This is a genomic window from Pseudomonas fluorescens (assembly GCF_902497785.1).
Taxonomy (GTDB): domain Bacteria; phylum Pseudomonadota; class Gammaproteobacteria; order Pseudomonadales; family Pseudomonadaceae; genus Aquipseudomonas; species Aquipseudomonas fluorescens_BO.
The window spans coordinates 456,917-479,557 of sequence record NZ_CABVHK010000001.1 but is presented as its reverse complement, the minus strand read 5'-3'; the positions used below and the strand labels follow the sequence as shown (position 1 = coordinate 479,557).

General features: G+C 60.0%; 17 protein-coding genes and 2 pseudogenes. 7 read left to right on the top strand and 12 right to left on the bottom strand.

Annotated elements, in window-relative coordinates; translation table 11 throughout:
* Positions 1-356: 356 nt before the first annotated feature.
* Both F8N62_RS02345 and F8N62_RS02340 read right to left on the bottom strand, forming a co-directional pair.
* A complete protein-coding gene (locus F8N62_RS02345; protein ID WP_150709443.1) occupies positions 357-671 on the bottom strand; it encodes an AzlD domain-containing protein in 315 nt (104 codons plus the stop codon).
* Positions 668-1,366, bottom strand: coding sequence for an AzlC family ABC transporter permease (locus tag F8N62_RS02340; protein WP_150709442.1), 699 nt, complete (start codon positions 1,364-1,366; stop codon positions 668-670). Before F8N62_RS02340 ends, F8N62_RS02345 begins: the two co-directional genes overlap by 4 nt.
* 173 nt (positions 1,367-1,539) lie before the next feature.
* Here F8N62_RS02340 and F8N62_RS02335 point away from each other — a divergent pair, with 173 nt between their 5' ends.
* Positions 1,540-1,911 carry a DUF2784 domain-containing protein gene (locus tag F8N62_RS02335; protein WP_150709441.1) on the top strand — a complete coding sequence of 124 codons (372 nt, stop codon included), beginning with the start codon at positions 1,540-1,542 and terminating at the stop codon, positions 1,909-1,911.
* A 25-nt stretch (positions 1,912-1,936) separates the two neighbouring features.
* Here F8N62_RS02335 and F8N62_RS02330 read toward each other — a convergent pair whose 3' ends face one another.
* Together F8N62_RS02330 and F8N62_RS02325 are read right to left on the bottom strand one after the other, a co-directional pair.
* Positions 1,937-3,514, bottom strand: coding sequence for a sensor domain-containing diguanylate cyclase (locus tag F8N62_RS02330; protein WP_150709440.1), 1,578 nt, complete (start codon positions 3,512-3,514; stop codon positions 1,937-1,939).
* A gap of 77 nt (positions 3,515-3,591) precedes the next feature.
* Positions 3,592-4,119 (bottom strand): DUF3087 domain-containing protein, encoded by a 528-nt coding sequence (locus tag F8N62_RS02325; protein WP_150709439.1) that lies wholly within the window; start codon positions 4,117-4,119, stop codon positions 3,592-3,594.
* Positions 4,120-4,330: 211 nt separating this feature from the next.
* On the opposite strand from F8N62_RS02325, the gene ppnN reads away from it, so the two are divergent.
* A complete protein-coding gene (gene ppnN / locus F8N62_RS02320) occupies positions 4,331-5,704 on the top strand; it encodes a nucleotide 5'-monophosphate nucleosidase PpnN (protein ID WP_150709438.1) in 1,374 nt (457 codons plus the stop codon).
* A gap of 46 nt (positions 5,705-5,750) precedes the next feature.
* On the opposite strand, the gene treS is transcribed toward ppnN, so the two are convergent.
* The 3 genes from treS to mqo all read right to left on the bottom strand — a co-directional run bounded on the left by treS (position 5,751) and on the right by mqo (position 12,307).
* Positions 5,751-7,817 (bottom strand): maltose alpha-D-glucosyltransferase, encoded by a 2,067-nt coding sequence (gene treS, locus F8N62_RS02315; protein WP_150709437.1) that lies wholly within the window; start codon positions 7,815-7,817, stop codon positions 5,751-5,753.
* 139 nt (positions 7,818-7,956) lie between these two features.
* Entirely contained in the window at positions 7,957-9,084 is a 1,128-nt protein-coding gene (locus tag F8N62_RS02310; protein WP_150709436.1) for a sensor domain-containing diguanylate cyclase, read from the bottom strand.
* A gap of 1,576 nt (positions 9,085-10,660) precedes the next feature.
* On the bottom strand, positions 10,661-12,307 hold the full coding sequence (gene mqo / locus F8N62_RS02295) for a malate dehydrogenase (quinone) (RefSeq protein ID WP_150709435.1): 1,647 nt from the start codon (positions 12,305-12,307) through the stop codon (positions 10,661-10,663).
* A gap of 383 nt (positions 12,308-12,690) precedes the next feature.
* Here mqo and ilvD point away from each other — a divergent pair, with 383 nt between their 5' ends.
* On the top strand, positions 12,691-14,373 hold the full coding sequence (gene ilvD, locus F8N62_RS02290) for a dihydroxy-acid dehydratase (RefSeq protein ID WP_150709434.1): 1,683 nt from the start codon (positions 12,691-12,693) through the stop codon (positions 14,371-14,373).
* Between the two features lie 85 nt (positions 14,374-14,458).
* Here ilvD and F8N62_RS32240 read toward each other — a convergent pair whose 3' ends face one another.
* From F8N62_RS32240 to F8N62_RS02275, 4 genes and pseudogenes are all read right to left on the bottom strand, one after another.
* Positions 14,459-15,184: a methyl-accepting chemotaxis protein gene (locus tag F8N62_RS32240; RefSeq protein WP_412071963.1), complete on the bottom strand. Its 726-nt coding sequence runs from the start codon at positions 15,182-15,184 to the stop codon at positions 14,459-14,461.
* A gap of 132 nt (positions 15,185-15,316) precedes the next feature.
* Positions 15,317-16,072, bottom strand: a pseudogene (locus tag F8N62_RS32235) (MCP four helix bundle domain-containing protein); the annotation flags it as partial.
* Between the two features lie 139 nt (positions 16,073-16,211).
* Positions 16,212-16,958 (bottom strand): DUF72 domain-containing protein, encoded by a 747-nt coding sequence (locus F8N62_RS02280; protein WP_150709432.1) that lies wholly within the window; start codon positions 16,956-16,958, stop codon positions 16,212-16,214.
* Entirely contained in the window at positions 16,955-17,386 is a 432-nt protein-coding gene (locus tag F8N62_RS02275) for a DNA methylase (protein ID WP_150709431.1), read from the bottom strand. Before F8N62_RS02275 ends, F8N62_RS02280 begins: the two co-directional genes overlap by 4 nt.
* A 151-nt stretch (positions 17,387-17,537) precedes the next feature.
* Between F8N62_RS02275 and F8N62_RS02270 the strand changes: the two genes are divergently transcribed.
* Positions 17,538-17,969: a nuclear transport factor 2 family protein gene (locus F8N62_RS02270; protein WP_150709430.1), complete on the top strand. Its 432-nt coding sequence runs from the start codon at positions 17,538-17,540 to the stop codon at positions 17,967-17,969.
* Between the two features lie 169 nt (positions 17,970-18,138).
* Here the strand turns inward: F8N62_RS02270 and F8N62_RS02265 are convergent.
* Positions 18,139-18,285: pseudogene (locus F8N62_RS02265) on the bottom strand (nucleotidyltransferase family protein); the annotation flags it as partial.
* A gap of 293 nt (positions 18,286-18,578) precedes the next feature.
* Between F8N62_RS02265 and F8N62_RS02260 the strand changes: the two are divergent.
* The 3 genes from F8N62_RS02260 (at position 18,579) to F8N62_RS02250 (ending at position 22,588) form a co-directional block, all read left to right on the top strand.
* The gene (locus F8N62_RS02260) at positions 18,579-19,085 is read left to right on the top strand and encodes a sigma-70 family RNA polymerase sigma factor (RefSeq protein ID WP_150709429.1); all 507 of its coding nucleotides are present in this window, start codon (positions 18,579-18,581) and stop codon (positions 19,083-19,085) included.
* Positions 19,082-20,050, top strand: a complete 969-nt coding sequence (locus F8N62_RS02255) for a FecR domain-containing protein (RefSeq protein WP_150709428.1) — start codon at positions 19,082-19,084, stop codon at positions 20,048-20,050. Before F8N62_RS02260 ends, F8N62_RS02255 begins: the two co-directional genes overlap by 4 nt.
* A 102-nt stretch (positions 20,051-20,152) precedes the next feature.
* Positions 20,153-22,588 (top strand): TonB-dependent siderophore receptor, encoded by a 2,436-nt coding sequence (locus F8N62_RS02250; RefSeq protein WP_150709427.1) that lies wholly within the window; start codon positions 20,153-20,155, stop codon positions 22,586-22,588.
* Positions 22,589-22,641: the final 53 nt, after the last annotated feature.

The window sequence follows — 22,641 nt, the reverse complement described above, 5'->3', positions numbered from 1 at the left end:
CGAGGTGCCAAGTGGTGGGGCAAGAGCGTTTGGGTTACTTTTGCGCTCTATCAAAAGTGACTCGCCGTAAGGGCGAAACCAATAGCCGCCGTTACCGCAGCAATGGATATGCCCCCTAAAAAAACAGGCTATTCAAGGCTTCAACGGAAACTCCCTGTCACGATCCGAAAGTTCCTTCCCATCATCAGGATGCTTCCACGTCGGCGAAGAACGCCTCTGACGCTCAATCTCTTCCTCAGTGGGTTCATCATCGTCTTCCACCAACCCGGAACGTTTTTGGTCATTCGCCATATTCACCTCTCTTCCTGAAAGATCAGCCATCAGCCTTAAGCGTAGAACACATTCAAGCCCCCGCCTCACCACCACCAGCGCAGCAAAAAGAAAAACCCCATGCTCAACAACATGCTGAGCAAGGTGCTGCGGGTGTAAACAACCAACCCCACCGCCACCAGCGAACTGATCAGATACGGATTGTCCCACTGCAGATTCAGCTGTTTATCCGGCATAAACACAATCGGCCCGCAAATCGCCGTCAACATCCCCGGCACCGCAAAACCGAGGAATTGCCGGGCATTGCTGCTCAAGCGCACCGGCAGCCGCGGTTCGAGAAACACGTAGCGGTTGAGGAACACCAACAGCCCCATGCCGATAATCACCGCCCAGACCATCATGCGCGTCCACCATAGAATTTATTGCACACGAACCCCGCCGTCATGCCCGCCAACCCTGCCAGGACCAACGCCGAACCCCATTGCCAATAGCTGAACAACACCGAGCAGAATAGCGACACCGCCACGCAAACCACCGTCGGAACATTGCGCACCACCGGGGTGATCAGGGCGATGAACGTGGCGGCAATGGAGAAGTCCAGGCCCAAATGCTCCAGCCCCGGGATGCTGCTGCCGAGCACAATGCCGGCGAGGGTGAAGAGGTTCCACGCGATGTAGAACGTCAGGCCCACGCCCAGCGCGTACCAGCGGTTGAACTGCTGTTTGTCATGCTGGCTGGTCAGGGCGAACAGTTCATCAGTGAGCAAAAAACCCAACCCCACCCGCCAGCGCCCTGGCAGCGGCGAAATCACCGAGCGCAGGCTCATTCCGTAAAGCAAATGCTGGGACGTCAGGAGCAAGGTGGTCAGCAGAATCGAAAAAATCCCGGCGCCGCCCTTGAGCATGCCGATGGCCACCAATTGCGCGGCACCGGCAAACACGATGCTCGACAACCCCTGGCCTTGCAGCGGTGTGAGATTGGCTTCGATGGCCATGGACCCCGCGAGCAACCCCCACGGCGCCGTCGCCAGTGATAACGGCATGATCGCCACGGCACCGCGAAGAAACGCGCTGCGCGGCATGAGTGAATTGGACATAACGCTCTACAACCAGGAAAAGTCTGCAATCGTGCCAGCAGTCGTCGCCGATGGCTTTAACAATCTTGCGCATTTGTGCCAGATTCGCCGATTGCGCCACAACTATCCATAGAGCCCCAACGACCTGCCCGCGTACCATAAAGACGATTCGCATAACGCTTCAGGGAGTCGACATGCTGTACCGAATCGCCGCCGACGGGCTGGTGCTGTTTCACCTGCTGTTCATTCTGTTTGTGCTGTTCGGCGGGCTGCTGGTGCTGAAATGGCGTCAGCTGATCTGGTGGCACCTGCCGGCCGCCGCGTGGGGTGTTGCGGTGGAATTTCTGCATTTGCCCTGCCCGCTCACGCAATGGGAAAACCTCATGCGTCACGCGGCCGGGCAAACCGGTTACGGCGGTGGTTTCATTGAGCATTATGTGTGGCCGGTGATTTACCCGGCCGGATTGACGCCGGCCATTCAGTGGATACTCGGCAGCGTTGTGCTGGCGATAAACGTTGTCGTCTATCTTCGAGTAATCAGACCAGGCCGAAATGCCGCACGGTAGGAGCCGGCTTGCTGGATGCCATTGTTCAGTTGGCGATCACGCTCATGTTGCGGCCACTGGCCTTGGCCACATACAGCGCCTTGTCCGCCGCACTGATCAAGTCGACCGCCTCATCTTGTGAGGCCGGATCGTAAGCGGCGACGCCCAGACTGACCGTCACCGCGCCTCCAACTTCACCGCTGTGGCGAATACCGGCCTGCTGCACCGCGCGACGGATTTTTTCTGCCACCAGAAACGCTCCGACATAGTCGGTGCCGGGCAGCACCACCGCAAACTCTTCGCCGCCGTAACGCGCCGCGAGGTCTCCGGGCCGCTGAATGTTTTGCGTGATGATGGCGCTGATGTTGCGCAAGCATTCATCGCCGGCGACATGGCCGTAGTGGTCGTTGAACAGTTTGAAATGATCGACATCGACCATCAGCAGCGCCAGGCTTGTTAGGCTGCGTCTGGCGCGGCCCATTTCCGAGTGAATGAACAAATCGAACTGGCGCCGGTTGGACAACCCGGTCAGCGCGTCCTCCAGGGCCAGCAACTCCAGGCTGCGGTTGACTTCGATCAGTCGTTCCTGAGCCTCCAGCAATTCGCTCTGGATATGATTCTGCTGCTTCATCACGCTGATCAGGCGATAACCCAATACGCCGAGAAACCCCAGTAGCAACGCGACAATGCCTGCACTGAGGGCCGATTCTTCGCGCCAGCCGGTCAGCACCTCCTGCTTGTTCAGCGCGGCGAAAATGATCAGCGGATAGCCCTCGACCCGGCGAAAACCCACCACCCGCTCCACGCCATCCACCGCCGACTTGACCGTTGCCGTGCCCGAACTGCCCTTGGGCAGCAGCTGTTTAAACAGCGGGCCATTGGCGACACTGGCGCCGATTTCCGCTTCGTTGAAGGGTCGGCGCACGACGATAGTGGCGTCGTCGGCAATCAGGTTGATCACGCCATTGCGGCCCATGTCGATGCTGTCGTACAGGGACAGAAAATGACTGACATAAATCGTCGCCAGCACCACACCGGCAAACCGTCCATCGGCGTGATTGACTCTGCGCGACACCGTCATGATCCATTCTCCGCTGGAACGGCTTTTGATCGACGGACCGAGGTGTGGCCCGCGGTCGGGGTGGTCGCGATGGTAGATAAAATATTCGCGGTCAGCGTTGTTGGCATCGGGCACTGCCACGCCGTTGGAGTTAGCCACCCAGCGCCCCGCTTCGTCGTAGACGAACAGGCCGTGCAACTGACTCAGCTCGCTGCGCTGGGCGCTGAGCAAGCGCTCGAGGTGCGGCAACCGGGCTGGGTCGAAGCCGTCATCTTCGAGGCGGTCGACCAACGTGAACAGCAGCGTATCGGCTTGCTTGATGGTGGCCTGCGCTTGCGAAGCCAGCGTCTGCGCAAGGTTGGACATCGCCACTTCCTTGTCATGCAGATGGTACTGGCGCGAGTTCCAGGCCTCCCAGATCACGATGGCAATCATCGACAGGCACACCGCGACGAGCAAACTGACCACCGAACGCACCTTGAGCCGCGCGCCCGCGGGCTCGCCCACCCATGGCACAGCATGCCGGGACGCTTCGATTCGGTCTTTGACGGACGGATGTCCCATGACGCTCCCTCAATACAGATGTGTGGCGATTGATCCCGTTCGCCTTTTCATAACCACTTTGCCCGCCATCGCCGCTGTCAGCGTGGGGGCTGTTTCACCGCCTCAAGCCAGGCCGGGTTCAATTGCGTCTGTTCAGTCTCAATCCCCAACGCTTCCATCCGTGCCTTGTGCTGGTCCATTTCGCGCATCAACTGGCTGTGATCACTGGAGTTACCGTCCAGCTGGTGCATCTGGCTCAACCCCAGATGATAGAAGCGCAGCAGCTTGATGGCATCCGGATCGTCCTTTTCTACCGCCGCCGTCACCTGGTGCATGACGTTGGTGACGCTCATCAGGCTGCGCTTGAGCTGCCAGCCGTACACGGCGGGCGCCATCCACGGCTGGTTCCAGAACGTGCCGCGCATCAGTGCCACCATCAACAGCACCGCGACAAACACGCCACCCACGTTGAAGCGTAGATTATCGCCCCCCGGCTCACCGAACAAAGCCACTGCCGCCGTGGACAACAGCATCGCCAACGCAAGGAAAATCAGGGCAATGATGATCGTGCTGCGGCGCGTCTGGCTTCGATAGCGTTCGGGGTTTTGCGGCTGGATTTCGAACATCGCGACGGGTTTCCTCGGGAACGTGGGCAGAAAGTCTGCGGGGCATTATCGCCTCTGCGCGGGATTTAGCTATGCTGGGGCTCCTTTTCACCTTTTCATCGTCAAAGGGGAACGTGGCAAGACCGCGCAACTCGTGCCATCTTCTTTTGTGGATACATACTATTCGGATGTCATGCGTCCCGACGGGTGACATCGTTTTAAGGATCATTGAATGTCCCAACGACAAGTAATCAACGCTTCGGTCAGCCCCAAAGGCAGCCTGGAAACCCTCTCTCAACGTGAAGTGCAGCAACTGAGCGAAGCCGGATCCGGCAGTACCTACACCCTTTTTCGCCAGTGCGCCCTGGCCATCCTCAACACCGGCGCCCATGTTGACAACGCCAAGACCATCCTCGAAGCCTACAAGGACTTTGAAATCCGTATTCACCAGCAGGACCGTGGCGTGCGCCTCGAGCTGCTGAACGCCCCGGCTGACGCCTTCGTCGACGGCGAGATGATCGCCAGCACCCGCGAGATGCTGTTCAGCGCCCTGCGCGACATCGTCTACACCGAAAACGAACTCGACGCCCAGCGCATCGAACTGAGCACCTCCCAGGGCATCAGCGATTACGTGTTCCACCTGCTGCGCAACGCCCGTACCCTGCGCCCCGGCGTCGAGCCGAAGATCGTGGTGTGCTGGGGTGGCCACTCGATCAACACCGAAGAATACAAATACACCAAGAAAGTCGGCCACGAACTGGGCCTGCGCAGCCTCGACATCTGCACCGGTTGCGGCCCCGGCGTGATGAAAGGCCCGATGAAAGGTGCGACCATCGCCCACGCCAAGCAGCGTATTCACGGCGGTCGTTACCTCGGTTTGACCGAACCGGGCATCATCGCCGCCGAAGCGCCGAACCCGATCGTCAACGAGCTGGTGATTTTGCCGGACATCGAAAAACGCCTGGAAGCCTTCGTCCGCGTCGGCCACGGCATCATCATTTTCCCGGGCGGCGCGGGCACGGCCGAAGAATTCCTGTACCTGCTCGGCATCCTGATGCACCCGGACAACCAAGGCGTGCCTTTCCCCGTCGTCCTCACCGGGCCGAAACACGCCGCGCCGTACCTGGAGCAACTCGACGCGTTCGTCGGCGCCACCCTGGGCGAGGCGGCCAAGCAACATTACGAGATCATCATCGACGACCCGGCGGAAGTCGCGCGTCATATGACCCAGGGCCTGAAATTGGTGAAACAGTTCCGCCGCGAGCGCAACGACGCGTTCCATTTCAACTGGCTGCTGAAGATTGACGAAGGCTTCCAGCGTCCGTTCGACCCGACCCATGAAAACATGGCCAACCTGAAACTGAGCCGCGACCTGCCGGCCCATGAACTGGCCGCCAACCTGCGCCGCGCGTTCTCCGGCATTGTCGCCGGCAACGTCAAGGACAAGGGTATCCGCCTGATCGAAGAGCACGGGCCGTATCAGATCCGCGGCGATGCGGCGGTGATGCAGCCGCTGGATCAGTTGCTCAAGGCCTTCGTCGCCCAACACCGGATGAAATTGCCGGGCGGCGCGGCGTATGTGCCGTGTTATCGCGTGGTGGCGTAACCCGGCTGGCGACCTGCCCTGAATGTCAGGGCGGGCCGCCGCTCTTTCAGATCATCGGCGAGCTGCTGACCACGCGCAGTGCCAGGCCTTCATAGGCATCCAGCGTGATGGTGAACTCGCCCTCAGGCGTGAGATCGCCCTCGACCCGTTCATTGATGATGTCGACCACCGGGCCCGGCGCAATGTTAGGCAAGTGCAGGGTTTCGGTGATCGGTGTCGAGCCGAAATTCAGCGCGGTGATCTGCGTGCCTTTGCCGGCCGGTAGTTCGTGAACCATGATCAGCAACCCCGGATGCTCGACATCAGGCACAAGGATCTGCCGACTGGCGGCGATATCGTAAGCACGGCGCGCTGCGAGGATTCGCTTCAGCTGCGAGGCGAACGAGTCGTGATCTTTCAACTGACTGGTGAGGCTGCCGTACAAGGTTTTCGGACGCGGCATTTGCCCTTCCGACAGCTCCGCTTCCGGGTTCAGATCCACCAGATCGTAAGCGCCGCGATGAATCCAGCGCGTATCGCCGTCGGTCATCAAATGCGCGACCTGATCGGCCGGCAGCGGCAGCGCGCCGACCAGATCCCAACCCGAGAGCGCGAACACGCCCGGCTGCATCGCGTTGTACATCACCAACAGCACATGAATCTGGCGGATCTGCTCAACGTCCGCGGGCGTGATGGCGTCGAGGTCGCGAATGCCCAGTGCGGCGGTGATGATGCTGGCGGTGGTGCAGGACACGCCATTGGTGACAAATTTCAGGTTGTACGGCGCATGCTCGCCGGCCAGGCGTTCGTACATTTGCTCGCGGATATGTTCGCGCAAGATATTGCCGGGGAACGTCTGCCCTTGATAGAGATAGGTGTCATGAGCGTGCAAGGTCCAGAAATGCACCAGTTCGAGGGTCAGTTCGTCGTGGTTCTGCAAGGCATGGATCAGCGAGCCCGGATCGATGCCGAGGCTGTGCATCTGGCGCAGCATCAGGCGCAGGAATTCGGTGTCGCCCATGAGCAACGCATGCTGGTAGGCGGGTCGGGTAATGAAGTCGTATGAGAGATCCGCCCCGCCGTGAGACATGGCGGCGATATCGTCCACAGTCAGGTTCAGCTCCTGGAAACTGAAGCCGCCGGCCTTGCGAATCGCGCCGCCCAGCAGCTGATTACCCGTGATCGATAACGGATGGCTTTCCGACCACGCGGTGCCATCGAGCTTGCGTTCGACGCCGAGAAATCCGTTGGCGTCCAGGCGCAGGATCTTCGCGCCCATCACGTCAATGGCGTGCAGCGCGTCGCCGATGATCATCTGCTGCGCGGCGAAGGTCGGGTCCAGCCAATTCAGCGACGGCTGCCCTTCCTTGAAGTAATGCAGGTACACCCAGCGACGCGGCTTGCCATCGACACCGATGACGATCGGCGTGGTGCTCCAGTCGGTTTCCTTGACCCCCGGTTCGAAGAAGATCACCCGCTGCAATTGCCCGACGATGTAGTGCTTGTCGCGCAACACATCGACCTGCTGCGGGCTGAGGTTCTGTGCATCCCGGCCCTTGGCAACCTCGGGCAGCAGCGGCCAGTCTTCCTCACGGATTTCCACCATGTGGTAGAGCCCCGGATAGTCTTCGTACGCCATCTCGGCGAGGCGGAAATCCGCGCCTTTGCCAGTGTGCGACGGGATCACATCGTCGATGATCACCGCGTTGTGCGCGGCGGCCATGCGCGTCAACGCCTGAAGCTGCGCTTCGGTGCCCAGCTGCGGGTCGATTTCAAAACTGATGCGGTCGAAGTTACCGTCAATCGTCGGCGTATGCTTCGTGCCCGACAGGCCGCCCGACCGTTTCAGCGGCCCGTTGTGAATGCCCTGGATGCCGATTCTCGACAACGCGTGCCATAAGGTCTCGTCCCCCAGCGCTTCCAGCACCGTGCCATTTTCGCGGGTGACGATGGAGGCCGGGTACGCGGTGAACCACACCGACGCCAATGCCGAGGCATCACGCGGCCGGGTATGCGCAAAGGGTTGTTGCCACATGCGGCCTTGGCCGGAGTAAAGTTTGGCCCGTTGCCTTGCCGCGTGAAGCATCGATTGTTCGACCAGCCAGTCCACATGGTTTTTCTCAGCAGCCGTCATGGAAACAATCACCTCTCAAATACTGCGCGTCATCAAAAAATGGCATCCACCCTTCTGCACCAAAGGTGTCGCTCGTTTTTATATGAGGCCCTGACGGGGCATTCGTTGCATCGTGCTGGTTTTTGACGGCCTTGCAGGCTTACTCGGACACTGCCACCTGATTGCGCCCGCGGGACTTGGCGCGATAAAGCGCTTTGTCCGCATTGTTCATCAGGCTGTGCAAATCGTTGTCCGAGGCGTTCATCGAGGCGACGCCGACGCTGGCCGAGATGCGGTTGACCGGCCCGGTCATCATCCCGGCGATCGACTGGATGAGTTCCTCGGCAATGTTCAGCGCGACCTCAATGGACGTGTCCGGCAGCAGCACAGCGAACTCCTCCCCGCCCAAGCGCCCGTAAACGTCGGTTTCGCGAAACGAGCGGCTGATGACCGTGCCCATCTGCCGCAACACCTGATCCCCGACCTGATGCCCGTAGGTGTCATTGATGTGCTTGAAGTGATCCATGTCCAGCATCACCGCGCACAACGGCAAGCGGTTGTGCTTGCAGTGGCCGTAAAGGTGTTGGGCGTGCTCGAAAAATGCCCGGCGGTTGTTCAGGCCCGTGAGTTCATCGGTCTGCGCGGCCCGGGTGGACACAAGGTGCGCCTGTTCCATCTCACGAGTCAGGCGAAAGGCGGTTTCCAGGGCATTGGATATATGGCGTATCGCGCTGAACACAAAGGAGGCGAATACCAGAACGGCCATCGCCATGCCGACTTGCATCACCGACGGCTGAAGCAACAACCATATGGTGCAGGGCAACAACACCAGACAAATGGACGTCACGGTCATGTAGCGATACGCCGAGTAACAGGACACCGCACTGACTGACATGCCGACGCAAAACAACATGACCAGCGCCTGGGCCAACAGGTCGTCGGCCGGGATCACCGCCAGCGCCCCGGCACCCCAGATGCCGGCCGACAGCACCAGCGTGACCCAGTATTTGCCCTCCCAGCGCTGCGGGGTGCGATCAGTCTCCGGGCTGCGAAACCAGGCAATGAACATCGAGACGCGCAATATCGCCGACGCCAGTAGCAGCACGATCCACCACGCAACAACGGTGTGATCGAAACGGTCCCAGCACAGCCAGCACAGCATCAGCACAGCGAGAAAGCTGCCGAACACCGCTGTAACCGACTGGCGAAATAGCTGGTGCAGGCGATCCGTGTGCACCAGTTTTACGATGAAATCTTCCTGATCGTTCTGCAATCCACGGCTATCCATTTAATCCGCCTGATCATGATGCTGCGACGGCAGTGATTGTGGCACATTGCTCATGGCCGTTCGCCTATTCACGCGGGAACGCGTTCACAGATTTGAGTATCAATGCCGAGGTATAACCGAAGGTGGTTCGGTTGCCCGAGGATGCGGGGGGATGGGGTTTTGCAGTGGTCTTGAGTGAGTGCCGCATATCCGTTTTTGCGGTAATGGCGGCTATTGGTTTCGCCCTTACGGCGAGTCACTTGGAAAAGCCCCAAGTAACCAAGGGCTCTTGCCCCACCACTCGGCACCTCGCCTAGGCTCGGTGTGCCCTCACTCCGGCATTGCTCCGCGGGTCGCCGCGAAGGGCCGTCCCTGGCCCAGCGCGGCTAAACCGGCATCCTTGCCGGTTTACCCGCTACGCAATACCTGCGTTCGGCCAGCGTGGTTTTACGGGGCGCCTCAGATCAAAATCAAAATCAAAACCGCGGCGGCCTTCGGGCCGACCTGACGGTGAGTTCGATCAGGCCATCGGCGCTGAACACCAATTCCATGCCCAACAACAATCCCTGTGGGAGCGAGCTTGCTCGCGATGGCGGACTCACAGTCAACATTGATGGCGACTGACACTCCGCTATCGCGAGCAAGCTCGCTCCCACAGGGAATGTCTTCAGCCCAGAGGTTGTGCACGATCAAACAAACGCAGCGCGCCCGCTTGATGCCCCGGTCGGCCCTCAGGCCGCCGCGGTTTTGATTTTGATCTGGGCGCCCCGTTAACCACGCTGGCCGAACGCAGGTATTGCGTAGCGGGGAAACCGGCAAGGATGCCGGTTTAGCCGCGCTGGGCCAGGGATGGCCCTTCGCGGCGACCCGCGGAGCAATGCCGGAGTGAGGGCACACCGAGCCTGAGCGAGGTGCCGAGTGGTGGGGCAAGAGCGTTTGGTTACTTGCCGCTTTTGCAAGTGACTCGCCGTAAGGGCGAAACCAATAGCAGCCGTTACCCCAGGAATGGATATGTACACCCTCAAAATCTCCGTCGCCAGACGCACCGCTATCGCGAGCAAGCTCGCTCCCACAGGGAATGTCTTCAGCCCAGAGGTTGTGCACGATCAAACAAGCGCAGCGCGCCCGCTTGATGCCCCGGTCGGCTCTAAGGCCGCCGCGGTTTTGATGTTGATTTTGATCTGGGCGCCCCGTTAACCACGCTGGCCGAACGCAGGCATTGCGCAGCGGGGAAACCGGCAAGGATGCCGGTTTAGCCGCGCTGGGCCAGGGACGGCCCTTCGCGGCGACCCGCGGAGCAATGCCGGAGTGAGGGCACACCGAGCCCAAGCGAGGTGCCGAGTGGTGGGGCAAGAGCGTTTGGGTTACTTTTGCGCTTTTCAAAAGTGACTCGCCGTAAGGGCGAAACCAATATCAGCCGTTACCGAAAAAACGGATATGTACCCAAACACAAATCAAAAAAACCAACACCCAGCAGTCCATCACCCTCAACTGAAAACAAAAAAGCCCTGCCCCACGTAAACATGGGACAAGGCTTGTCGTAGCTATCAGATCACTCCAACACCAAACACCTCACCATCACTGGCAAGGCATCTTTTTACAGCGCCATATCACTCGCAGCATTAGCCTTCGGCGCTTTAGGCGCTTCAGCCGGCGCAGCAGCCGGGGCCGCTACCTGGCCAATCACCGGCGGCGGCGTCAGTTCCAGCACCTTCGCGGTGTAAGCCCACTCCTGCGCAACTTTCTCAGGACTGCCATTCAGCTGAGTGCCATAGCTCGGCACGATCTGGTGCAGTTTTTCCTGCCAGGCCGGGGAAGCCACCTTGTCCTTGAAGACTTTCTGCAGCACGGTCAGCATGATCGGTGCAGCAGTCGAAGCACCCGGCGAGGCGCCCAGCAGGCCGGCAATCGAGCCGTCAGCGGAAGCAACGATTTCGGTGCCCAGTTTCAGCACGCCGCCAGCGGCTTCATCACGCTTGATGATTTGCACGCGCTGACCGGCTTGCCACAGGCGCCAGTCTTCGGCCTTGGCGTTCGGGAAGTATTCTTTCAAGGCGTTGAGGCGGTCTTCGTCCGACAGCATCAGTTGACCTGCAAGGTACTCGACCAACGGGTATTCCTTGATGCCGACCTTGGTCATTGGCCACACGTTATGTGTGGTAGTGGTCGTCAGCAGGTCCAGGTACGAGCCTTCTTTGAGGAACTTGGTGCTGAAGGTCGCGAACGGGCCAAACAGGATCACGCGCTTGCCGTCCAGGACACGGGTGTCCAGGTGCGGAACCGACATCGGCGGTGCGCCGACGGAGGCTTTGCCGTAGGCCTTGGCCAGGTGTTGCTCGGCCAGGGTCGGGTTTTCGGTGACGAGGAACGAGCCGCCAACCGGGAAGCCTGCGTATTCCTTGGCTTCAGGAATGCCGGACTTCTGCAGCAGGTGCAGTGCACCGCCGCCGGCGCCGATGAACACGAACTTGGCGTCGGTCTCGGATTTGCTGCCGTCTTTCAGGTTTTTGTAGCTGACGCGCCAGGTGCCGTCGTCGTTCTTGGTGATGTCCTGCACTTCGCTGGACAGTTTCAAGTCGAACTTCGGTGTGGTCTGCAGATGCGCAACGAACTGGCGGGTGATTTCGCCAAAGTTGACGTCGGTGCCGATCGGCGACCAGGTGGCCGCGATTTTCTGGTTCGGGTCACGCCCTTCCATCATCAGCGGAACCCACTTCTTGATCACCGCCGGGTCTTCGGAATACTGCATGCCGGCGAACAACGGGCTCGCTTGCAGGGCCTCGTAGCGCTTTTTCAGGAACTTGATGTTGTCATCGCCCCACACAAAGCTCATGTGTGGAGTGGAATTGATGAACGAGCGCGGGTTTTTCAGCACGCCTTGCTGCACCTGCCACGACCAGAACTGGCGGGAGATCTGGAAGGCTTCGTTGATTTCAACGGCCTTCGGAATCTGTACGTTGCCCTTGTCGTCTTCCGGGGTGTAGTTCAACTCGGCCAGGGCGGAGTGCCCGGTGCCGGCGTTGTTCCAGCCGTTGGAGCTTTCCAGGGCGACGCCGTCGAGGCGCTCGATCATTTCCATCGAGGTGCCAGGTTCCAGCTCATTCAGCCAGACACCCAGGGTCGCGCTCATGATGCCGCCACCGATGAGCAGCACATCGACTTTCTTTGCCTCTTCCGCGTGAACGGACGTGATCCCCATCGACAAAGCCAGCCCCAGCAGGGCCGTGTTCATTCTTTTAAACATCTGTAGCACCTATGATAAAACGCCATCCGCCCTTCCGTTCTTAAAGCGAAGCCCTTGTTTTACGCGGTATTCAGGCAGGATACCGTGGGGCGCGCCTAACAACTGGAGGGTGGGCACACAAGGCCGACGTGTTCCATCGACCTCAGTTTATATGTCCCTTCTGAACTGACTTTTTATCTTTATTGGCTTCAGCTACTTGAGCGACAGTGATTCTGTTGGCGCGTCTTGAGGACACGCAAACTGAATAGGTCAAACCAAGTTGTTGCGAAGAATATCACGACACGACAAACCCGCGCGTCTGTTCCCGACTTGATAGTCCGAACGCGCGTGCCAAGGCCACTATACTCAACCTGATTTTTTCGATGAGCCGATGAGGAGCAGTCATGAGCGACACAGATAATCTGCGCAAATATTCCTCGCAAGTGGTCGACGGCATCGAGCGCGCCCCGGGCCGCTCAATGCTGCGCGCCGTGGGTTTCACCGACGAGGACTTCAAGAAGCCGCAGATCGGCATTGCCTCGACCTGGGCGATGGTCACGCCGTGCAACATGCACATCGACAAACTCGCCATCGAGGCTGAAAAAGGCGCGAATGCCGCCGGCGCCAAAGGCGTGATTTTCAACACCATCACCATTTCTGACGGCATCGCCAACGGCACCGAAGGCATGAAGTATTCGCTGGTGTCGCGGGAGGTGATTGCTGATTCGATCGAAGTGGTTGCCGGCTGCGAAGGCTTTGACGGCCTGGTGACGGTCGGCGGTTGCGACAAGAACATGCCGGGCTGCCTGATTGGCATGGCGCGGCTGAACCGCCCTTCGATCTTCGTGTACGGCGGCACCATTCGCCCCGGCGCCGGCCACACCGACATCATTTCCGTGTTCGAAGCGGTAGGCCAGAACGCCCGCGGAGACATCAACGAGATTCAGGTCAAGCAGATCGAGGAAGTGGCGATCCCCGGCCCCGGTTCCTGCGGCGGCATGTACACCGCCAACACCATGGCGGCGGCCATTGAAGCGCTGGGCATGAGTTTGCCCGGCTCGAGCTCGCAGGATGCGGTCGGCGGCGACAAGGCTTCAGACAGCTTCCGGGCCGGCCAGCAAGTCATGGAATTGCTCAAACTGGACCTGAAACCACGCGACATCATGACCCGCAAAGCCTTCGAGAACGCGATTCGCGTAGTGATCGCCCTCGCCGGCTCGACCAATGCGGTGCTGCATTTGCTGGCCATGGCGCATGCGGTCGACGTCGAGCTGACGCTGGATGATTTTGTCGAGTTGGGCAAGGTTTCGCCGGTGGTCGCCGACCTGCGTCCCAGCGGTCAATACATGATGAGCGAACTGGTCGCCATCGGCGGCATTCAACCGCTGATGAAACGCATGCTCGCCGCCGGCATGTTGCACGGTGATGTGCTGACGGTGACCGGAAAAACCCTCGCGGAAAACCTGCAAAACGTAGCCGACTATCCCGAAGGCCAGGACGTGATTCTGCCGTTCGACCAGCCGATAAAGAAGGATTCGCACCTGGTGGTGCTGCGCGGCAACCTGTCGCCGACTGGCGCGGTGGCCAAGATCACCGGCAAGGAAGGCCTGCGCTTTGAAGGCACGGCAAGGGTCTATCACGGCGAAGAAGGCGCGCTGGCCGGCATTCTCAACGGCGAGGTGAAAGCGGGCGACGTGATCGTGATTCGCTACGAAGGGCCCAAGGGTGGCCCGGGCATGCGCGAGATGCTGTCGCCGACGTCGGCGGTGATGGGCAAAGGGTTGGGCAAGGACGTGGCGCTGATCACCGACGGACGTTTTTCCGGGGGATCGCACGGTTTTGTGGTCGGGCACATCACGCCGGAAGCGTTTGAAGGCGGGCCGATTGCGTTGATCGAGGATGGCGACCGAATCGTCATCGATGCTGAAACCCGGCAGATTACGGTCGAGGTTTCAGACGCCGAACTGGCCGAACGCAAAACCCGCTGGGTGCGGCCGGAGTCGAAGTACAAACGCGGGGTGTTGGCGAAGTATGCGAAGACCGTGTCGAGTGCTTCGGAGGGGGCTGTGACGGATAAATACCTTTAGATCAAAAGATCGCAGCCTTCGGCAGCTCCTACGAGATTTCACGCGTAGTAGGAGCTGCCGAAGGCTGCGATCTTTTAGTCGCGCATCACAATCGGAACCGATCCACCGATTGCGACAACTTCCCCGCCAGCGCCGACAACTCATCCGTCGTCGAAGCCGTCTGCCCGATCACCCTGCTGTTGCCTTCCGACATCCCCGCAATCATCTCCACCTGATGGGCAATTTCATTGCTCGCCAGGCTCTGCTCACCAATCGTGCGCGAGATGTCATTCACCAGGTGCGTGGTGTTCAACGTGGCCTCGAGAATCTCACGAATAGCGCGCTCGACGTCGGCGGTCACCGCCATGCCCTTGTCCACCTGCGCCACGCCCGCCTCCATGCTGGTCACCGCCTCGCGGGTGCTTTGCTGAATGCGTGCAACCATCGTGGCGATTTCCTGAGTAGAAGCGCTGGTGCGCCCGGCCAGGCTGCGTACTTCGTCCGCCACCACAGCAAAGCCACGGCCTTGCTCACCGGCGCGAGCGGCCTCGATGGCAGCATTCAGCGCCAACAGGTTGGTCTGATCAGCGATGCCCTTGATCACCTGGATGATGCTGAAAATACCCTCGGATTCCTTGTCCAGCGTGCGGATCACTTGCGCCGATTGCTGCGCCGAACGCGCAATGCCGTCCATGTCGTTGACCACCTGATGGATCACCCGACCACCGTCCTTGGCCAGCGCCTCGGCCTGATTGGCCATGCTCAACGCGCGGTCGGCGTGGCGGGTGATTTCCTCGATGCTCGCGGTCATTTCACTCGCCGCGGCGGCCATGGTGCTGGCCGCGACGCTTTGCTGCTGGCTGCTGCCGGCGACTTCGTGACAGCCGTTGCTCAATTGTTCGCTCATGCCGCTGACGCCGTGGGCGTTGCTGCGCACCACCTCGATCATCCCGCGCAAGTCGCGCTGCATGGTCGCGAGGCTGCGGATCAGCGCGCTGGCTTCGTCCTTGCGAACGGGCTCGATAATCGGTTCGCTGAGGTTGCCGTGGGCGATGCTCTGGGCAATCCGGCTGGCGGTTCGCAGCGGTCCCATGATGCTCAGAATCACCCAGCGACCTTGGGCGAGTAGCAGCAACAGACTGGCACAAAGCACCATAGCCAGCGTGAAGTTGGCGTCGCTGATGGCGTCTGCGGTCCCCGCGCTGGTGTGCTGCGTGTTGCTTTCAATCAACTCGCTGAGCGCAGCCATCTGGTCTTCGAGCTGACTGAACGCAGCGTTGAAGTTGCCCAGTTCCTGTTGCGCGGCCTGCGGGTTTTCCAGGGCCAGGCCGACGATGCGTTCAGCGGCACTGATGTAGGTATCGAGGCTGGGCTTGACCTTGTCCAGGCCGGCCTTGATCGTATCGTTGACCGGCAATTTGAGGTTGGCGCCGAGCACTTCACGAAAATGCGCGGCGTGCTCCTCGATGGAACTGCGCACTTCGGCTGTGCTGCTGGTGCTTTTACCCAGCCCGACCAGCATCGCCGACAGTACGTCTGCGCGCAGGGCGTCGTGCATCATGTCGGCTTCGAGGTGATTGCGCAGCGCGGTCATGCTGACCTCGTTGTCATTCACCGCCGTCGCCATGTGCGAATTTCCCAGGTAACTGACCAGGCTCATGATCAAAGCCGTGAGCAGGCCGGTGCCAATCAGCAGAATCAAGCGTAATTTTATCGACACTGTGGGGGTCCCCTGTCAGTTGGGAAAAGCCCTCCGGGGACGGCTTTGCTGAACAGGTTATCGACTGCGCCAACGGGGAATTGAAGGCTATCTGCTGTCGCACGCTTGTTTACGACATGCGGTCGTCAGCGGGGCTTTTTCAGGGGGCGCCACCCGCCAGTTTTTGCAGGGTCAGCGCATTGCCCACGGCGAAACCGCTGGCGGTGTTATCGAAAATGCACCAGGTGACAACGCCTGCCTGCTGCGCGCTGTGCACCTGTCGCGCCAGCATCTGCAATGGGTGCTGATCGTACTCACTGTGATAAATGCGCGGCGAGCCGTGCCAGCGCCAGTAATGAATCCCCGGCCAGCCTCCCGGCGAATCACCGCCGGGAATGGGCGATGGATCCGCGGCGACCCGGCCGATTTTCTGCTCGATCAACAAAGCGTCTGCGTCGAGCCAGCTTGCATGCCGCGGCTCAAGCACCACCGGCCCGGCGAAACGTTGGCGCAGCGCCCTGAAAAATGCCGCGCCGATGGCCTCGTCATAAACCAGCGATGGCGGCAACTGAATCAGCAGACAACCCAAGGACTCGCCCAACGCGGTGCACTGCAGCAAGAATTCGTCGAGCAATAACTCGCAATTCTGCAGTCGCTGGAGATGGGTGATGAGCTTGGGCAGCTTGACCGAAAATCGGAATAACGCCGGCGCTGACTGCGCCCAGCGCAAGTAAGTTTGCGGGCGATGGGGCCGGTAAAACGAGCTGTTGATTTCAACGGCCGTCAGTTGCGACGCATACCGTCGCAGGTGTGTGCCTTCCGGGGAAAACTTCGGCCAGTCGGCTCGAGGCAACGTCCAGCCGGCACAGCCGATATAGATCGGCGGCGTTTGAATCAGGTCCTTCAAAAGAGCGCTCCGCCAGCATCACGCATGAAAATCTCCACCGTCGTCGGGCCTACGCCTTCAAACTCAAGCAAGCGCTGTTCAAAGGCCCGACGATCCGCGCTGGCTTCGCGGATGTTGCCAATTTTGCCGCCGTACTCATCGCCGAGTTTTTTACTCAAACTCAACAGGCGCTTGGCCGTGGTTTCGTCGTAGCGCACGTAATGGGCTTCACCCAGCATTAGCACCAGCTCGCGATGGGTACAGCTACCCAACTTTCGCGCGGTGTCGCGGGAGTACTTTTCAACAATCACGCGATACGCCTGCGCGGCGATGTCAGCCTGAATGCGTTTACCCATGAGGAAGCTGGCGATAAACCATTTGAACAAGGCGCCTTCGTCATCCTTTTCAAAATGAATGCCCAGTTCGCTGGCGCTGATCGTTTTGCTCATTTCAGACCTCCTCTGCCCCGGCTCCTTAACCTTGGAGAAAAGGCCATCCGGCAAGTTCGTTTTTTTCTCAGCGCATGCTAGGTTGTACGACGACTGACGAATCGAGTTTTTTGAACCTCAGTCGATCATCCACAACAACAAGGACCCACCGATGAAAAAAACCAAATTGCTGATTGGCTTTCTGTGCCTCTTCAGTGGCTACGTGGCGGCTGGCCCGTCCACCGGCGAAAAAGACGTCGCCCAGGCCGTCGATCATCTGACCCAGGCGATGCTGAAAAAGAACATTCCCGACCTCAACGCGCTCACCGCCGAAAACCTGACCTACGGCCATTCCAGCGGCAAGATTCAAAACAAACAGGAATACATCGCCGACATCGAAACCGGCAGAAGCGCCTTCAAAACCCTCGAGATGCAAAACCAGACCATCACCCTGTCCGGTGACGTCGCGCTGGTTCGCAACCACTTCTCGGCACAGGCGTTGAAAGGCACTGAAGTGATCCCGACCGAAATCGAAAACTTCCAGATCTGGCAGAAACAGAAAGGCAAATGGCTGTTGGTAGGGCGTCAGGCGTTCAAGTTCTGAGGGCGTAATGAAAGGGACATCCGTTAGTGATGTCCCCTTCTTTCTGGGTGTGCAATGGATACCCGTGGGAGCGAGCCTGCTCGCGAAGGCTTCGTTTCAGTCAACATCAATGGTGAATGTCAGTCCGTAATCGCGAGCAAGCTCGCTCCTACAGGCAGCGGGCCTCTTTCTCGTAATCCTTGATCCCCCACGCCATGGGCTGGCCCGACTGATGATTCCAGACCGCCTGAAACAGGCAACCTGCGGTCAACAGGCACTGGTTCAACCCGAGCGTCGGCCTCCCCGTGGCCGTCTTGAACTTGCTCCAGGTGCGCATCCGCTCATGTTCTCCGGGCGCATGGCCGATGGTGCCCCAAGTGTAAGGGACAAAACTGTCGGTAGGCATTCGCACAGCACGTCACCGCCGATCAATGTGGGAGCGAGCCTGCTCGCGAAAACGGTCTGACAGGTAACATCGATGTCGAATGTTCCAAGGCCTTCGCGAGCAGGCTCGCTCCCACATTGGATCATCGCCGGTCCGCAGGGAACATCGAAACCAGAGATTGCGGCGGCCATCATCCCACAGGTAATATTGAGAACAATTCGCACTAACATCTGGAAAGCCGACCGGTGCAACCTCCTCCGACCAGCAAGCTGGGTTTCTTTTTCAGCGACCATCATCGCTGGCTGCTGCAGCATATTCAGCGTCACCTGCGCAATCACGCGGACGCCGAGGACACGGCCGCCGATACGTTTTGCCAGTTGCTGGTGGCGCGAGTCGACCCGGACAGCATCGAACAACCCCGCGCGTACCTGTCGACCATCGCCCGACGCCTGATCTTTGACCGTCATCGCCGGCGCAAGCTCGAACTGGCCTACCTCGAACGCCTGTCCACGCTGCCCGAAGCGCTCGCGCCCTCCCCCGAAGAACAATTGTTGTTGATCGAAGCTTTGGTCGCCATCGACCGCGCCATTGACGGTTTGCCGATGCTGGTCAAGGCGACCTTCCTCTACAGCCAACTGGACGGCCTGAGCTACGTGGCCATTGCGCAGAAACTGGGGCTGTCGGAACGCACGGTCAGTCGTTACATGAAGCAGGCATTGCGTCAGTGTTACCTGAGCGAGGTGGCGTTATGAGCAAGTTGCGCCTCGATCCCGTCAGCGAACAGGCGATTGACTGGATGGTGCGTCTACGCGCCGGCAACCCCGATGCGTCGCTGCAAGAACGTTTCAATGCGTGGCTGGCACTCGATCCGGCACACGCCAAAGCCTGGGCGACGTTGCAGGAGCGACTCGGCGGTTCCTTCAACACGGTTCGCGCACTGGATCGTCGCGTACCCGGCCAGGCCGGCGAAGTGCGCCAACTGCTGCTGCAACCCCAGGCGTCGCGCCGCGATGCGCTCAGGGTGATCGCCGGACTCGGCCTGCTCGGCGGCGCTGCCTGGCTCGGTGCTCGCAGCCCGTGGGGCGACTCGCTGCTGGCGGATCTGCACAGCGGACGCGGTCAGCGTCAGGACTTCACTCTGGACGACGGCAGCCGCCTGAGCCTGAATGCCGACAGCGCTGTAGACCTGCGCTTCGATGACCAGCAACGCTTGGTGGTTTTGCGCCACGGTGAACTGGTGATTCAGGTCGCCGCCGATCCTCGTCGCCCCCTGCGCGTGCGCACCGCGCAAGGTGAAATTCGCGCGTTGGGCACGCGTTTCCTCGTCGCCCAGGAGCAGGACGCCACTCGCGTGGTGGTGCTGCAGCACTCGGTTGAAGCCCGCCTGTTCGATGGCACGACGCTGAATGTGCAGGAAGGTCAGTCGGCTTTGTTGCGCTCCGGGAACATTGCCCCGCTGGCCGGCGATCAAAGCCACCGTGCCGACTGGCTCAGCGGACGGTTGAATGTGCTGGACGATCCACTGGAACGGGTGGTTGACGCACTACGCCCCTACCACCGGGGGTTTGTGCGCGTCGCTCCCGAGGTTCGCCAGTTGCGCGTTCAGGGGGTTTTCCCGTTGAACGATCCCGAACGGGTCTTCGCCGCGTTGGCGGAAACCCTGCCGATCCGCGTCGATCACTACAGTCCATGGCTGACGCTGATTCGTGCGAAATAATCTCGCCGACGACTATTTTTTGAAAATCACTCTCATTCGTGTCCGGTTTCCGTTTCTCATCCCACCTATCTCCTGACACTTCCACATTTTCAGGAGAACGCTGTGTTCAACCCGTGGCCCCACACCCTTTCTGTCGCCGTTGCCCTCGCAACGCTGGCAAGTTCCACTTTGGCGCAGGCGCAGGATCTGAGCTTCAATGTGCCGGCCGGACCACTCGCCAGCACGCTGAATGCCATCGCCAGCCAGAGCGGGCATATCGTTTCCCTGGAACCTTCGCTGGTCCAGGGTAAACAAGCGCCAGCGGTGGTCGGCAAGATGCCCGCCGAACAAGCGATGCAACAAGCCCTGTCGGGCAGCGGCCTGCAGTTGCGCGTCACGGAACAAGGCAACTTCAGCGTCGAGCCCGCCACCGACAGCAGTGCCGCGCTGCAACTGGGTGTCACCACCATCGTCGAACGCAGCGCCGACGCCACCACCGAAGGCTCGGGCTCCTACACCTCACGGGCGGTGACCATCGGCAAAGGCACCCACACCCTCAAGGAAATTCCGCAGTCGGTCACGGTGATGACCCGCAAACAAATGGACGACCAGGGCCTGACGGACCTCAAGGACGCGGCCAACAAGACCACGGGTCTGGTCGGCGCTCAGGGCGTGGGCAAAGGCATGATCCTGACTTCGCGCGGTTTCCAGATTGATGACTGGCAATACGACGGCGTGCCGATCCCGCGCAACACCTATGCGCTGGGCAACTGGGCGACGCAGGACCTGATCTTTTTCGATCGCATGGAAGTGTTGCGTGGCGCATCCGGTCTGCTGCAAGGCACCGGCAGCCCCGGCGGCGCCGTCAATCTGGTGCGCAAACGCGGCCAGAACGCGCCAACCGTGACCCTCACCGGCAAGGCCGGCTCCTGGGATCACTACGGCCTGCAACTGGACGCCGGCGGCCCGCTGAACCAGACCGGTACGGTGCGTGGACGCGTCGTCGCCGATCAGGACGACAGCCACTCGTTCGTCGATTCGGAATGGAGCAAGACCACCTCGCTGTACGGTGCGCTGGACTTCGATCTGCGTGACGACACCACCCTGGGCCTCGCGGTAAGCCAGTCCGATGGCGAATCGCGCCCGATGGTCCGGGGCTTTCCGCGCTACGCCGACGGCAAGGCGATCGATCTGCCGCGCAAAACCTACACCGGCGCGAAGTGGAACCATTCGGACATCGACGTCACCACCCTCTATGCCGATCTGGAACACCGCTTCAACGACGACTGGGCGTTCAAGGTCGGCGCCGTGCGCATGACTGAAACCAACAAGGCTAAAAACCAACGGACGCAATCCAGCGGCACTGCCATTGCCGCCGATGGCAGCGGTGTGCAATACGCCGACTTCGTTTCGGATTTCGACTCCACGAAGATCGGCGTGGACATGAACCTCATCGGCAAATTCGAAGCCCTGTCGATGCAGCAGGAAATCATGGTCGGCGGCAACTATTCGAAGCTGACCACGGACGACAAATTCGCCCGCACGTTCAATAACAGCACCGACAACATTTTCGATCTCGATCAGAACCGCCCGGAAATCAGCTACGACGGCCTGATTGATTCCCCTGGGGGACGGGGCACCCCGAGCAAATATGACATCCGCCAAAAAGGCCTGTATGGCAGCTGGCGAGTCAAGCCAATCGACTCGCTGACGCTGGTGCTCGGCTCGCGGGTCAGTTGGTACGACTACAGCTACAGGAGCTGGACCGAGGACACGTCCGGCGTTACCGCCAACCCCGACAGCACGACCAACGAAACCGGGGAAGTCACGCCTTACGCCGGCATCGTCTATGACCTGAGCCGCGAGTGGGCCGTTTACGCCAGCTACACCGACGTTTTCGAACCGCAAACCGCGCGCACCGAAGCCGGTTCGGTGCTCAAACCGGTGATCGGCAGCAACTACGAAATCGGTCTCAAGGGTGAGCTGATGGACGGCCGGATCAACACCTCCCTGGCCGTGTTCCGTTATGACCAGGAAAACCGGCCCGTCGTCGATATGCAGTCTGAGCAAGTCTGCGATGGTTGGTATTGCTCGACGCCATCGGGGAAAGTTCGCAGCCAGGGGATCGACGCGGAAATCAGCGGCGAAGTGTTCGACGGGCTGCAACTGTTCGCCGGCTACACCTACAACACCACCAAATACCTCAAGGACCCGGCGAACGAAGGCAAAGTCTTCAGCTGGTGGACGCCAAAACACATGCTGCGGGTGTGGGGCAACTATCAGTTCAGCGGCGACTGGAATCGTGTGAGCACCGGCCTGGGCTTCACCGCCCAAACCCATACGCTCGGTTACGACCACTCGGTCAACGTACCGGGTTACGCGGTGTGGAATGCCCGGGTCGGCTATCAGGTAACGCCAGAAATAGAGCTGGCGATGAATGCCAACAACCTGTTCGACAAGACTTACTTTACGGCGGGCTATAACCAGCTCAACGGCAACAACAACTACGGCGACCCGCGCAACGTGATGTTCAGCGTGAAGTACACGCCGACGTTCTAATCAGCCTTGTAGGAGCCGGCTTGCTGGCGATGGCGTCCGATCAGTCGATAAAC

Excerpts from the sequence above, each read along its gene's own strand:
- F8N62_RS02270 (WP_150709430.1), top strand. The coding sequence starts at position 17,538 with ATGAAAAAAACCAAATTGCTGATTGGCTTTCTGTGCCTCTTCAGTGGC.
- ilvD (WP_150709434.1), top strand. The coding sequence starts at position 12,691 with ATGAGCGACACAGATAATCTGCGCAAATATTCCTCGCAAGTGGTCGAC.
- F8N62_RS02275 (WP_150709431.1), bottom strand. The coding sequence starts at position 17,386 with ATGAGCAAAACGATCAGCGCCAGCGAACTGGGCATTCATTTTGAAAAG.
- F8N62_RS02255 (WP_150709428.1), top strand. The coding sequence starts at position 19,082 with ATGAGCAAGTTGCGCCTCGATCCCGTCAGCGAACAGGCGATTGACTGG.
- F8N62_RS02340 (WP_150709442.1), bottom strand. The coding sequence starts at position 1,366 with ATGTCCAATTCACTCATGCCGCGCAGCGCGTTTCTTCGCGGTGCCGTG.
- F8N62_RS02345 (WP_150709443.1), bottom strand. The coding sequence starts at position 671 with ATGATGGTCTGGGCGGTGATTATCGGCATGGGGCTGTTGGTGTTCCTC.
- F8N62_RS02325 (WP_150709439.1), bottom strand. The coding sequence starts at position 4,119 with ATGTTCGAAATCCAGCCGCAAAACCCCGAACGCTATCGAAGCCAGACG.
- mqo (WP_150709435.1), bottom strand. The coding sequence starts at position 12,307 with ATGTTTAAAAGAATGAACACGGCCCTGCTGGGGCTGGCTTTGTCGATG.
- treS (WP_150709437.1), bottom strand. The coding sequence starts at position 7,817 with ATGACGGCTGCTGAGAAAAACCATGTGGACTGGCTGGTCGAACAATCG.
- F8N62_RS02330 (WP_150709440.1), bottom strand. The coding sequence starts at position 3,514 with ATGGGACATCCGTCCGTCAAAGACCGAATCGAAGCGTCCCGGCATGCT.
- F8N62_RS02335 (WP_150709441.1), top strand. The coding sequence starts at position 1,540 with ATGCTGTACCGAATCGCCGCCGACGGGCTGGTGCTGTTTCACCTGCTG.
- ppnN (WP_150709438.1), top strand. The coding sequence starts at position 4,331 with ATGTCCCAACGACAAGTAATCAACGCTTCGGTCAGCCCCAAAGGCAGC.
- F8N62_RS02310 (WP_150709436.1), bottom strand. The coding sequence starts at position 9,084 with ATGGATAGCCGTGGATTGCAGAACGATCAGGAAGATTTCATCGTAAAA.
- F8N62_RS32240 (WP_412071963.1), bottom strand. The coding sequence starts at position 15,184 with ATGGCCGCCGCGGCGAGTGAAATGACCGCGAGCATCGAGGAAATCACC.